Here is a 12,808-nt window from a genome sequence, read left to right as displayed (position 1 = left end):
GGCCTGCACGTACGTCGGCAGAACTCAGAGAATGGCCAGAGCATTTGCCGGGGAGCCGACCCCGCCGAGCAGATTCAACGGCTCGGCCGTGACGAAGAATTCGAAGCGCCCGGTGTCCTTGCATCGTTGCGACAGTTCTTCGAGATCCCACAATTCGCCGATATAGATGCCCAGCAGGGGAATCAAGATGCGATGCAGCATTCCAGTATGCGACGAATGTGGCAGTGCTCCGGTGGCTTCTGCCTGCACTGTTGGCAGACCCGAGTGATCCGACGGCCAGGCCTCCAACGCGACATTGTCCGCGGCAACCAGCGCAAACTGGCTGTCCCACAACCAGGCGGCCATCTCCTCGGACTGCTCGAGTCCCACCGACCGACCCTCGTACGGGTTGGCATCGACGACGAAATGCTCGGTCCAGCCGAATCTCAGGAGCAGAATGTCTCCGGGCTCGAGAACGACGTTCTGCCAGCGCGCCGTGGCTTCCAGATCCTCGACACCGATCTGTTCGTTGGTGCTGTGGTCGATGGGCTTCCCACAGGACTTCCGATATCCAGAAACGTCGAGGAGTACGCCACGACCGGCGATTCCGTCGGCAGCGACGTGCTGGATTCCAAGGGACTCGTTGCCTGCGACGATGTCGTCCGGGTCTGCCCCGTTGTAGAAACCACGGTCGGGGTGGGCGAAGTGTCGAAGACTGTCGATCTGTGTCGACGCTTGTGGGTAGAAGCTGTCCACTCGATCGTCTCGATGAAACTCGTTGAGCCCGAACACTTCGTGCACTGGGTTACCGCGGTGGGCGATGAGCGGTATGGCGAAGGCCGACAGCGACAGGTTGAGGTTGACGCGATGGCCGGTCGTGACCAGACGGGCCGCAGCGACGACCCGAGCGGCGGTCAGATGATTGAGGCTCCCCAACTGATCGTCCCAGCCGAAGAGTCCCCACGCGGTGCCGCGTACATCATCGGGTCGTTGCTGCAGCTGTGCGTAGGTCGGCAACCCTGGTCCCGACGACGCGCCACTCATGACTGTTCTTCTGCCTCCATGACTTGATGAACCTCGATCATGTTTCCGGCGGGGTCGGTGAAGAAGATCTGGTACCACCCCTCCACCGACCAGATACCCCAGTCGTCGAAGGGGATGTTGTGCTCGCGCAATCGGCGCATCAATTCTTGAATATCGTCTGTTCGGAATGCGACATGCCCGCCGATGAGCGGATTCACGGTGTGACCTTCGGTCAGCGCAAGATAAGGCTGCCGCCGGGTCGCGTGGAGTTGGAGCTCATCCTTGTCGCCGGCATCGTAGAACTTTGCGCGAGTGGCCCATTCGTCGTCTCCCGATTCGCCGCTACCGGTCGAGCGCGAGGTTGCGATCATCGCTGGGCTGGGAATCTCGCCCAGGCCGAGAGCGTCGGAGTAAAACCTACCCAGCTCTTCCATGTCGTCGGACGTGACGTTGACGTGATGAAGTCGAAGCTCCACGGTGATTCCTTTCGAAGATGGTCACCCGAGTGTCGCAAGCCACAAAGCGACCCGTCCAATACTGTGACGACACCAATTCAGAGGCCCTCGATATCAATGTTTCTCGATTGATCTACCGTCCGGACGCAAGGGGTCCCGCTCTGACTGATCTCGCCAACGTCTTAAAACGACCATTTTGGATATTGGACTCGAAACAATTGAGCAGGCAGGCTCATCGAGCAGCGCACCGACAGGAGAAACCAACGTGACAACCGTAGACCGGAGCAAGGTCGCCTCGCTCGAAGATGCCATCGCAGAACATGTTCACTCCGGAGATGTGGTGTCCATCGAGGGCTTCACGCATGCCATACCGGTGGCGGCAGGGCACGAGATGATTCGCCAGGGCCTGACCGACTTGACACTGGTTCGAATGACGGCAGACATCATCGCCGACCAGTTGGTGGCCGCAGGATGCATATCGACCTTGGTGTCATCATTCATCGGCAATTCCTCGGCGGGCTCCCTCGGTGAGCTGCGACGCCGCATAGAACGAGCCGATCCCGCACCACTCGAATTCGTCGAATATACGCACCACAGCATGGTGTGCCGCTATCTCGCTGGTGCACAACGACTTCCCTTCTACCCGCTGCGGTCCATCACCGGCAGCGACCTCCCGAGTGTCAACCCCGACTACCGGCAGGTCGAGTCACCGTTCCCCGGACCAGATGGAACGCGGGACAAAATTTATGTGGTCCCCCCGATCAACCCGGATGTGACAATCATTCATGCGCAGCGATCCGACAGACTCGGCAACATCCAGATGTGGGGTCTGACCGGCATTCAGGCCGAGGCGGCTTTTGCCGCAGACCGTGTGATCGTCACTGTGGAAGAGATCGTCGACGACGACATCGTGCGTGGAGACCCGAACCGAACGATTTTGCCGTCACATGCCATCGACGCGGTCGTACCCGTGCCGATGGGTGCCCATCCGTCGTTCGCTCAGGGCTACTACGACCGAGACAACGCGTTCTATCTGGAATGGGCGCACATCAGTGCCGACCACGAGCGGCTCATCGCCTGGCTCCAGGAGTGGGTCGTCGAAACGCAGAACCATCTCGGTTATCTGGACAAACTCGGCTTCGCCCGCATCGATGGCTTGGCTGTCGGACGAGCCGAAAGCACTCCCATCGATTACGGAAGAAGGATCCCGCTATGACGAACGATGTAGACACAACGACACTCCGCGGAGCCACTCAGGCCGAAATGCTCACGATCACCGCCGCTCGAGATCTCGCAGCAAAACGGATCGTGTTCGCCGGAATCGGTCTGCCGACAGTGGTCGTCGCCCTGGCTCAGCAGACCGTGGCACCCGACATCGAGGTGGTCTACGAGTCCGGGGTCACTGGCGCGCATCCCAGCGAACTGCCCGCAACCATTGCAGATTCGGTGCTCATCACAGGTGCTGAGGCCGTCCTGACTCTGCCCGCGCTTTTCGGCTACGTACTTCAGGGTGGCCGCGTCGATGTCGGCTTCCTCGGCGCTGCGCAGATCGACAGATACGGAAACCTGAACTCGTCGGTCATCGGAGATTGGCACAAGCCGGACAATCGGTTGCCAGGTTCGGGCGGTGCCCACGAAGTGATGATGAATGCTCGGGAAGTCCACGTGATCATGCGTCGACACAATCCGCAATCCTTCGTCGACGAACTGGACTTCTGCACTTCTCCCGGACCCGAACGCATACGGCGCGCCGGTGGACGCCCATTCGGCCGGGGCGTCACCAAGGTGTACACCGAGCTAGGAGTTCTGGCCCGCGAAGGCATGTACGACGAACTCGAACTCGTCGCTGTCTCCCCGGGTGTCGACCCGACTACAGTGAGCGAGGCGACCGGTTGGCCTCTGAAGCTTGCACGCAATATCGTCGAGCTACCCGAACCGGACTTGCATCAGCTCGACCTGTTGCGGCATCACATCGACCCGAATCGTGTCTATCTGAGATAGAGCAACCAACCCTGAGGGTTGCTCTAGCTCATGCGTCCGGAGACTGCGTCTGCGAGTCACGTTGCGCAAACAGCGACTTCGCGACGGACACCACCGAATGTGTTGCCGGGGAAGCCGACTCGGTGTTCCATGCAAGGGCTGAGTGCAACGCTGGGGTGAAGTCCGAGATGGATTTGTACACCAGCCCGTAAGGCTGAATGTCCTTGCAGGAGCTCAGCGTGAGCGTGACGCCGACCCCGGCCGCCACCATCGCCAGAATGGTGTAGGAATCCGGCGCAGCTTGAGCTACCCGCGGCTGGAAACCTGCGTGCGCGCACGCCTGAACGCCGATGGCGTGCAAACTCGACCCCGAGTTCGCGGGAAAGGTCACGAACGGTTCGTCGACCAGATCCGACAGAGCGACAGTCGGTCGATGGGCCAGCCGGTGAGACGACGGGAGCGCACAGATCAACTCTTCACGCTCGATAACCACGTAGTCCACTCCCCTGCTGAGGAAAGGCAGGCGGACGAATCCCAGATCCAGCGAACCTTCCCGGACCTGTTCGAGGGCTGAATTCGCGTACGTCTGACCACGCAGTTGCAGGTCCACCTTCGGAAAGCGGTCGCGGACGGCACCTGCCAATTGGGGTAAAGCGATGCGACTGGAAGCACCGGCGAATCCGATGGTCACCCGCCCAGACTCGCCCGCAGCGCCCGACAGTGCCGCGTCCCGCGCCTCGGCGGCACCTGACACCACTTTGCGAGCCGGGCCCAGCAGCGATTCACCGGCCGGAGTCAGCGAGACCGCCCGTGTGCTCCGGACGAACAGAGCGACCCCCAACTCCTTCTCCATCTGCCGGATCCGCTGACTGAGCGGTGGCTGGGCGATGCGCAGCCGCTCCGCAGCTCTGCTGAAGTGCAGCTCCTCGGCTACGGCGATGAACGCTTCGAAGTGCCTGAGGTCCATACTCGGCCTCCACATTGATTCTTTTGCTGTCTCAAAATCTCATGCATTGATCCCTGAAAGATACCAAATGACTTCGATGCCGTTGCGTGCAATGGACAAGTGCGACCAGTGGTCCTGCTGACTGCTCTATCGACGACGACGCGCATGGGGACGAAGATCGTCTTCATGCGCGCCGGTTGTCACGTCTCATCCGGTCCGGGTCCATTGGCCCGAATTATCGGACTTGTGAAATCAGACAGCGTCGGAGAGCGTGGTCAGTCGGTCGATTTCGTCCGACTCAAGAGTCAGCTCGGGGGCGGCGAGCAGCGCGGCCAACTGGGAGATCTTGCTGGCACTGGCAATAGGTGCCGTAACTCCAGACTGGGCCAGCAACCACGCCAACGCCACCGAAGAGATTTCGGCGGAGTGAGCCGAAGCGATGTCGTCAAGGGCCGACACAACGGCAAGACCTGCATCGGAGAAGTATCCCTTGGCCATCGTGCTACGAACGTGCGTCGTGAAATCGTCCTGCGTGCGGTATTTGCCGGTGAGGAATCCTGCCGCGAGGGCAAAGTACGGAAACACACCGAGATCGTTGTCGAGTGCCAACTGCTGTCGCTCACCCTCGTAGTCGCTGCGGGCGACGAGGTTGTACTCGGGCTGCAGCGCAACCGGTGCGGCGAAATTGTTGTCCTTTGCGGTGGCCACCCATTCGCGAATGCGCTCGGGGCTGTAGTTCGAGATCGCAACGTAACGGACTTTACCGGCGGTCACCAGCGCGTCGAACGCACCGAGGGTCTCGACCAGCGGCACCGTCTCGTCGTCGTAGTGCGCATAGTAGAGGTCGATGTGATCGGACTGCAGGCGCTTTAACGACGCGTCGGCGGCCGCGGCGATGTTGGACGCCGAGAGCCCCATGAAGTCGGGGTGCTGGCTGACCTTGGTTGCGATCACGACATCGTCGCGGTTGTTGCGCCTAGTCGTCCAGTTGCCGATGACGGTCTCGGACTCTCCACCAGAATTTCCGTCCGCGAAGGCGGAGTACGAATCGGCGGTGTCGATGAAGTTGCCGCCGCCGGCGGTAAAGGCGTCGAGAATCTCGAACGATGCGTCTTCATCGGTGGTCCAGCCGAAGGTGTTGCCGCCCAATGCGAGTGGGTAGACCTCTAGCGATGAGGTGCCGATCGTAACCATGAAGAATTCCTTGCCTGTTGTGTGTTCCGGTGACAGCCGGAGTCCATGTGATCTTGAATTGTTTCGTATATCGATTGTCAGAGCGCGACGTACACAGCACCGAGGCTCTCGACGCGAAGTGCATAACGGCAGTCCGTGTTCAGTGGTACGGAGTCGGTCAGTGCACCTGCAAGCACAACTGAACCGGCAGACAGCGTCTCACCGCGATCGGCCAGATGTCGGGCGAGCACTACCAACGACAGCAGCGGGTCCCCGAGCACCGCAGAACCCAGTGCTTCCCGAACGTCGACCCCGTTCACCTCGACGACGCACTGCACCGCAGAAAGATCATCGATGTCGGCCAACCGATGCCGCGGTCCGACTATCAAACCGGCGGCGCTGGTGTTGTCGGAGATCACGTCGGCCAAGCCGAAACGATAATCGTTGAAACGAGAGTCGATTATTTCCGCCCCAACCGTGACGAAGTCGACGAGTGCCGCAGCCTCCGCGCGAGTGATGGGTCCGGAAATGTCACGAGCGGTGACGAATGCAATTTCGGGTTCTATGCGCGGTTGAACCCACCGCTCCAACTCAACCGACACGCGATCGGCTTCGACCATCATCGCATCGGTCAAGAATCCGACGACCGGGGTGTCCACTCCGATTCTCCGCTGCTTGGCCAGGGTCGTCAGTCCGAGCTTGGCACCGATGACATTCTCGCTGTTCGCGCGGCGGTTCTGTCGATCGAGATCCTGTACCGAATAGCCCCACGTGGCATCCACACTCGGATCGACATCACTGAATGGCTCGATCGTCATACCGGAACGGCGTGCTTGGGACAACCGCGCCGCTGCCGCTTCTGCAGCGATTGTCACGTCGCAGACCCGATTCTGCCTTGTGCGAAGTTGTAACTGGTCTCGACGATCCGACGAACGACGTCCAGCTCTTCGGCATCCCGCGGCCCGTACACCAAGACGAACCCGACTGCGAGTCGCGTTCCTGCCCAGGGGTGCATACGCCCGTACCCCTTCGTGACCAGATCCGCGGCCTGGTCAGAAGGCAACACTAGGTGCAGCGAACCGTCCTGGGGCGGATGCAGGTGAGCGAACTCGCCTACCGATGGAACGAGAAAGCCATCCACCCCAGCAGACGAGTCGTCCAGCGTGAGTGCACGCGCTCCGGGGACCGAGATGTGCGACGGTCCCACAGCCACACCGTCGAGAGATCCGATCTGTGCCAACAGTTGTTCCTGCAACTCCACCGGGGAATTATCCGACAACTGCTGCTGTGGAATTGCCCATGACACGTCCGGGTGGCTGCCGTGACGGGCAGGCAATGCGCCGCCCGCCATGGTCGACCACTCGATCGCTCGTCGGGGCCCCGGCACCGGAACCTGATGGTTCTCGCGAAAACGGAGTCGGTACGCAATCCATTCGCCCAGAGCCGATACCACCGACGCACTCATCCCATGCCCGCCCGGGTCTCGATGTGAGTCTGCCGGTGCGCCGGACTCGGACAGAACGTATTCCCAAGTACGCGAGAGCAATTCGACGGGAATGACCTGGTCGGCGTCTCCCTGCGCAATGAACACCGGAAGGTGCGCAAGGCGTCCAGCATCGACCGGAACACCCGCGTCGAACGGAAGCGTGCCGTACATTATCGCAACACCGGCGTATCGCGCCGGATCAGCGAGAGCAAGACCACCAGCGAATGCCGCACCGCCACTGAAGCCGGCGAGCATCACCGGCCGACCGGCCGCCGCAAAATCGTCCAACCATGTGCGGAACCACCCCATAGGGGAACCGAGGGACGCCGCGACAGGTCTGCCGATTCCACGGTTGGCAAACCACGCGAACCCACCACCTTCCGCTATCGGCGCACGCACTGCCACGTAGGAAGGGCCGATCGGCAAATGTGCTGCGAGCGTGATGATGTCAAGCTCGTTGGATCCTCGGCCGTGGAGCAGTACGACCAACGGCGCGTCAGGGTGGGTGGATCCGAAAGCCGCAACAACCGGATCTGCAAATTCATTCATGCGTGCGTGACTTCCGTCGAGAATGGGACGAGTCAGGACGTGAGCGCGAATCCACCGGTCCACGAAATCTTCTCGCCGGCGGCGAGTGTCATTTGCAGGAAGCCGACGCTTTCCAATTCGCGTGCCCGTCCGAGGGACCCTGCATCGACCGCGGCGAGCCCTGCCGAACCGACGACGTCGGCGAGTGAGGACTTGGCGTCTGCGTCGTCGCCGGCGATGAGCACGGTGGTGACGGCCTCTCCGATCTTTCCTTCGACCAGGGTACCGGCAAAATTGGTATTGAAAGCCTTGAGCACGTGTGAGTTCGGCAGGGCGGCTGCCAGGTAGGCGGTCGCTGAGCTATCGGCCGGAACCGTCAGAGAATCGAAGGTCTCGAAGTTCACCGGGTTGGTGATGTCGACGACGATGCGGCCCGCGAACGAGGAGCCGCGTTCGGCGACCACACTGTCGAGCGCTGCGAACGGCAATGCCAACACGACGATGTCTCCGGACACCGGTGTGTCGGAGTCTGCGCGGGCCAACACCTGAACGGAGTGTCCGCCCTTGACTGCCAGCGCTGCGATTGCCTTGCCCATATTGCCGGTGCCGATGACCGATACAGCTGCCATGTCTAACTCCTCGTCAAGATGCCACTTGGTTGATGCTTCAACCTTGCGCCCGTTTACTTGTAGCGTCAAGTAAACGGGCTATCATGTGACCATGGACACGAACTGGTTGAGTGACGACGAGCAAAGGTCCTGGCTACGGCTGCTTGCTGTCGTCGAACTACTCCCGGGAGTATTGGAACAGCAGCTACGAAAAGACTCGGGCCTCACTCACTTCGAGTACTTCGTGCTGACCAGGCTGTCCGAGACCGAGAATCGGACCCTGCGGATGACAACTCTGGCACGGCGCACCAACTCGACACTCGCGCGGTTGTCCCACGTGGCCAGACGCTTGGAGGCCAGAGGGCTGATGGAAAGAACCCCATGCCCCACCGACGGCCGCGCCACGAACGCGCTGTTGACCGAAAAGGGGTGGACGACGGTGATATCCGCGGCCCCCGGACACGTCGCAGCCGTCCGACACAATTTGGTGGACGCCGTGACACCCGCTCAGCTAGGTCAACTTCGAACCATCTGTGATGAGCTTCTCGTCCGACTCGACCCCTCCGGAACACTGACCGAACTGTACGACGAAGCACCATAGGGAGAAAAATTAACCGAGGGCTCACCCGTCCTGCAAAAAACGCTGCGCCATCGAGTATTTCGAACCCCGGACCCACGGTAAGCGGTAACAATTTAAGTGGATGGCATTCGCGTCCACCATCGGCCCGTTGAGCGGCGATCGACGAATGCGTTACGAGGCCGGTGACTTGCCCGGAATCCTTAGCATCGCGCATCTACTTGGTTCCCGGGCAGCGGAACATCTGGCGGCGCGGCAACCGTCTTGAGATCGATGCCGAGTCGCCCGCGTCTGGGGCTCCATCAAAGGTGGTGCTGCCGCCTCGACCGCGACGTGGTGAGGTTCGCCGCCGCCTGACTCCGTAGCTACTTGACTGCGAACAGCTGAATCAAGTGGCTTCGTCCACTCAGGTGCATTCGCTCAACACACGCAGATCGCCGGACACCAGTGGATATACCTGGACACGCCTCAGCGCCAAGTTCGACCGTGCAAGCATTGAGTAGTGACACCCTCGCGGCACGCAAACGAAAAAGACGGCTCCGGATTTCTCCGAAACCGCCTCTGAACTGCATCTATGTGTCGGGCTGACAGGATTTGAACCTGCGACCACTTGACCCCCAGTCAAGTGCGCTACCAAGCTGCGCCACAGCCCGCCGCGCCTCGAAAGGCGCTTGCTGAGATTACCCCAGCCCTACCCCTGAGAGGAAATCGCCTGCTCAGGTGCGGGGTCGGACTAGGTCAGCGGTTGTTGCCCTTGCCCGGCCGTTCCCGCTTCTCGCGGATACGCACCGAGACGCGCACGGGGCTGCCGTCGAAGTTGAACTCCTCACGCAGACGCCGCTCAATGAATCGGCGGTAGCCGGCCTCGAGGAAGCCGGTGGTGAACAGCACGAACGTCGGCGGCCGTGTGCTGGCCTGCGTCGCGAACATGATGCGCGGCAGTCGTCCGCCACGCATCGGCGGCGGGGTGGCTGCCACGACCTCTTTGAGCCACGTGTTGAGGCGTCCGGTGGGGACACGCTTGTCCCACGACTCGAGAGCCGTCTCGAGAGCAGGCACGAGTTTCTGCACAGCACGGCCGGTGTGCGCCGAAATGTTCACCCGCTGGGCCCACGGCACGCGCGCGAGATCGCGGTCGATCTCTTTCTCGAGCTGTTGACGACGATCGTCGTCCACCAGATCCCACTTGTTGAATGCCAACACCAGCGCACGGCCGGCATCGGAGACCATGCTCAGCACGCGCAGATCCTGCTCCGAGATCACCTGTGAGGCATCGAGAAGCAGAATTGCGACCTCGGCTGCTTCGATCGCGGACTTGGTGCGCAGCGACGCATAGAACTCGGCACCACTGGCATGACTGACGCGCTTGCGTAGTCCGGCCGTATCGACGAATCGCCATGTCTTGCCGCCCAATTCGACCAACGAGTCGACCGGGTCGACGGTGGTGCCTGCAACATCGTGCACCACCGAACGCTCGTCACCCGAGAGCTTGTTGATCAACGACGACTTGCCGACGTTCGGCTTACCGACCAGAGCGACACGCCTCGGTCCCCCACCGGGGATACCTTCGCGCGGAGTCTCCGGCAGAGCCTCGAGAACACGGTCGAGCAGATCACCGGTACCGCGGCCGTGGGTGGCGGACACCGATAGCGGCTCCCCCAGACCCAGAGACCACAGTGCGGCGACCTCGGACTCGGTGCGACCGTCGTCGACCTTGTTGGCCACCAACAGAACCGGAGTCTTCGACCGACGCAGCACTCGTGCCACTGCCTCGTCCGTCGTCGTCGAACCAACGCGGGCATCGACGACCAACAGGATCGCGTCGGCGGTGTTCATCGCCAATTCGGCCTGGCGCGCAACGGACTGTTGCAGCCCCTTGGCGTCGGGCTCCCAACCGCCGGTGTCCTGCACCAGGAAGCGTCGACCACTCCAGTTCGCCTCGTACGACACGCGGTCGCGAGTGACGCCCGGGACGTCCTCGACCACTGCTTCGCGGCGGCCGATGATGCGGTTGACGAGCGTCGACTTGCCGACGTTCGGTCGGCCCACCACGGCGAGAGTCGGTACGGCTACAGCATCTTCGCCGTCTTCACCCTCGTTGAGGTCGACGTACTCCCACTCGCCCTCGTCGCTCCATGTTCCGTCGCCCGCGGTTTCCGCTGCGCCGGAGAAGAATTCTTCACTCACTGGACTGCTCCACTTCTGTCGTTCACCACGAGCAGCAAACGCTCGATCACGCCGTCGAGATCCAGCTCGCTGGTATCGACGATCACCGAATCCTCGGCGGGACGAAGCGGTGACACTGCTCTCGTCGAATCTGCATGATCGCGGCGCTGCACATCCGCGAGCACGGATTCGTAGTCGTCGTCGCGACCCTGTTCGATGTTCTGTTTGTTCCGCCGTTCCGCACGCGCCTCCGGTGAGGCCGTCAGGAACACCTTCACGTCGGCGTCGGGAAGTACGACGGTGCCGATGTCGCGGCCCTCCACCACAATTCGCGTCGACGAGTTGGCGAGGTCGCGCTGCATCTGCACCAGCAGCTCGCGCACCGCAGGCACCGCGGACACGGCCGAGACGGCCTTGGTCACTGCGTCGCCGCGGATTTCGCCGCTGACGTCCTCTCCGTCGAGCAAGACGGTCTCCGACAGTGGATCCTTCCCGATCTCGAGGGGAAGGGCTGCAACAACTTTCGCGACTGCGTCTGCATCGGTGGGCTCGACGCCCGAACGCAGCACCCATACCGTTGCGACGCGGTACATCGCACCGGTGTCGAGGTAGCTTGCTTCGAGTGCCGACGCGAGCCGGCGCGATACCGACGACTTACCGGTGCCCGACGGCCCGTCCATCGCCACGACGAGCGCACTCATCACAGGCCTACGGATTCGTAGAGCTTGCCGATCTCGCCGCGGCCGAGAACACGCAGTGTTCCGGGACGCTGATCGCCGAGCACGATGTTGCCGACGTCAGTACGCACGAGGCGTCCCACCGGGAATCCGACCTTGTCGAACAACCTACGCACGATGTGCTTGCGGCCCTCGTGCAACGTCACCTTGACGAGCGATTTGCCGTCCGAGATATCGAGCAGCTGGAAGCCGTCGACCTTCACCGGGCCGTCGTCGAGAGTGACGCCTTCGCGCAGCTGCTTGCCGAGCGTGCGGGGAATGGTGCCGAACAGCGTCGCGAGATAGGTCTTGGACACCTCGTAGGACGGGTGCATCAGCCGGTGAGCAAGGTCACCGTCGTTGGTGAACAACAACAGTCCCTCGGTGTCGGCATCGAGCCGACCGACGTGGAACAGACGCTGACCCGCCTGCACGCGCTCGGCGACGATGTCGCCGACGCACGGACGACCCAGATCGTCCGACATGGTGCACTGCCATCCGCGCGGCTTGTTCATCGCGAGATGAACCAGTTCTTCCTTCACGACGACACGAGTGCCGTCGACGCGAACGACGGCGATGTTCGGATCGATGCGGATGCCCTGCTCGGTGACGATGCGTCCGTCCACCTCGACGCGACCGTCGGCGATCAGCTCTTCCGCGGCCCGACGCGACGCGACACCGGCCTGCGCGAGCACCTTCTGCAACCGAACACCCTCACCGGCAGGCACGTGCTTGCGCGGGGACGAGTCGGTGTACTGATGCTTCGCCGGCTTGGCGTTGCTGATGGTGGTTGCCGGAGCCTGCTTCTTCTGCGGCTTCGGCGGCTTGGGGCGCGACGGCTTCTTGCGGGGCACCGCGTCGTTGCTGCGATCGTTGATGCCCGTCTCGACGGGCTTGTTCTCGAACGATTCCCCCTGCTCGACGCCTCTGCGCGGGGCCGGTCGGCCACCGGTGCGGGGAGCGCCTGCGCGTGGTCCCCCGGTGCGAGGGGCGCCGGTTCGGGGTGCACCGGCGCGTGGAGCGCCGTCCCGGGGTGCGGCGTCGCGGGTGCGATCTCCGCGGCGTGCGTCACGCGGGGTGTCCGGCCGACCTGCGGTGGGCTTCCTGCGTGGGTCTTGTCTCTTGTTACGGTCCGGTGTGCCATCACGGCGAGCGGGCTTGTTCACTTGTC

13 protein-coding genes and 1 tRNA gene are annotated in these 12,808 nt (G+C 62.1%); 3 read left to right on the top strand and 11 right to left on the bottom strand.

Annotated features, from left to right (window positions below; translation table 11 throughout):
• Window positions 1-24: 24 nt before the first annotated feature.
• Window positions 25-1,023, bottom strand: a complete 999-nt coding sequence (locus CH268_RS04330) for a cyclase family protein (RefSeq protein WP_094662552.1) — start codon at window positions 1,021-1,023, stop codon at window positions 25-27.
• Window positions 1,020-1,478 carry a VOC family protein gene (locus CH268_RS04325; protein ID WP_094641594.1) on the bottom strand — a complete coding sequence of 153 codons (459 nt, stop codon included), beginning with the start codon at window positions 1,476-1,478 and terminating at the stop codon, window positions 1,020-1,022. Before CH268_RS04325 ends, CH268_RS04330 begins: the two co-directional genes overlap by 4 nt.
• Before the next feature lie 244 nt (window positions 1,479-1,722).
• Between CH268_RS04325 and CH268_RS04320 the strand changes: the two genes are divergently transcribed.
• A complete protein-coding gene (locus tag CH268_RS04320; protein WP_094662550.1) occupies window positions 1,723-2,673 on the top strand; it encodes a CoA transferase subunit A in 951 nt (316 codons plus the stop codon).
• Window positions 2,670-3,458: a CoA-transferase subunit beta gene (locus tag CH268_RS04315; RefSeq protein WP_094662548.1), complete on the top strand. Its 789-nt coding sequence runs from the start codon at window positions 2,670-2,672 to the stop codon at window positions 3,456-3,458. The genes CH268_RS04320 and CH268_RS04315 overlap by 4 nt, the downstream gene beginning before the upstream one ends.
• A gap of 28 nt (window positions 3,459-3,486) precedes the next feature.
• On the opposite strand, the gene CH268_RS04310 is transcribed toward CH268_RS04315, so the two are convergent.
• The 5 genes from CH268_RS04310 to CH268_RS04290 form a co-directional block, all read right to left on the bottom strand.
• Window positions 3,487-4,404 (bottom strand): LysR family transcriptional regulator, encoded by a 918-nt coding sequence (locus CH268_RS04310; protein ID WP_094662546.1) that lies wholly within the window; start codon window positions 4,402-4,404, stop codon window positions 3,487-3,489.
• 231 nt (window positions 4,405-4,635) lie between these two features.
• Window positions 4,636-5,577 (bottom strand): aldo/keto reductase, encoded by a 942-nt coding sequence (locus CH268_RS04305; RefSeq protein ID WP_094662544.1) that lies wholly within the window; start codon window positions 5,575-5,577, stop codon window positions 4,636-4,638.
• Between the two features lie 77 nt (window positions 5,578-5,654).
• Window positions 5,655-6,431 carry a 2-keto-4-pentenoate hydratase gene (locus CH268_RS04300; protein ID WP_094662542.1) on the bottom strand — a complete coding sequence of 259 codons (777 nt, stop codon included), beginning with the start codon at window positions 6,429-6,431 and terminating at the stop codon, window positions 5,655-5,657.
• Window positions 6,428-7,591 carry a luciferase domain-containing protein gene (locus tag CH268_RS04295; protein WP_094662540.1) on the bottom strand — a complete coding sequence of 388 codons (1,164 nt, stop codon included), beginning with the start codon at window positions 7,589-7,591 and terminating at the stop codon, window positions 6,428-6,430. The genes CH268_RS04300 and CH268_RS04295 overlap by 4 nt, the downstream gene beginning before the upstream one ends.
• A gap of 32 nt (window positions 7,592-7,623) precedes the next feature.
• On the bottom strand, window positions 7,624-8,199 hold the full coding sequence (locus tag CH268_RS04290) for an NADPH-dependent F420 reductase (protein ID WP_094662538.1): 576 nt from the start codon (window positions 8,197-8,199) through the stop codon (window positions 7,624-7,626).
• A 91-nt stretch (window positions 8,200-8,290) separates the two neighbouring features.
• On the opposite strand from CH268_RS04290, the gene CH268_RS04285 reads away from it, so the two are divergent.
• The gene (locus CH268_RS04285; RefSeq protein WP_094662536.1) at window positions 8,291-8,779 is read left to right on the top strand and encodes a MarR family winged helix-turn-helix transcriptional regulator; all 489 of its coding nucleotides are present in this window, start codon (window positions 8,291-8,293) and stop codon (window positions 8,777-8,779) included.
• Between the two features lie 555 nt (window positions 8,780-9,334).
• Here CH268_RS04285 and CH268_RS04280 read toward each other — a convergent pair.
• The 4 genes from CH268_RS04280 to CH268_RS04265 form a co-directional block, all read right to left on the bottom strand.
• Window positions 9,335-9,408 (bottom strand) — tRNA-Pro (locus tag CH268_RS04280).
• 85 nt (window positions 9,409-9,493) lie between these two features.
• On the bottom strand, window positions 9,494-10,942 hold the full coding sequence (gene der / locus CH268_RS04275) for a ribosome biogenesis GTPase Der (RefSeq protein ID WP_027497207.1): 1,449 nt from the start codon (window positions 10,940-10,942) through the stop codon (window positions 9,494-9,496).
• On the bottom strand, window positions 10,939-11,622 hold the full coding sequence (gene cmk / locus CH268_RS04270; RefSeq protein WP_094662534.1) for a (d)CMP kinase: 684 nt from the start codon (window positions 11,620-11,622) through the stop codon (window positions 10,939-10,941). Before cmk ends, der begins: the two co-directional genes overlap by 4 nt.
• On the bottom strand, window positions 11,622-12,803 hold the full coding sequence (locus tag CH268_RS04265; protein WP_094662533.1) for a pseudouridine synthase: 1,182 nt from the start codon (window positions 12,801-12,803) through the stop codon (window positions 11,622-11,624). The genes cmk and CH268_RS04265 overlap by 1 nt, the downstream gene beginning before the upstream one ends.
• Between the last annotated feature and the right edge of the window lie 5 nt (window positions 12,804-12,808).

The organism is Rhodococcus sp. 06-1460-1B (genome assembly GCF_002258475.1).
Taxonomy (GTDB): Bacteria; Actinomycetota; Actinomycetes; order Mycobacteriales; family Mycobacteriaceae; genus Rhodococcoides; species Rhodococcoides fascians.
This window is presented reverse-complemented; position numbering and strand designations above follow the sequence as displayed.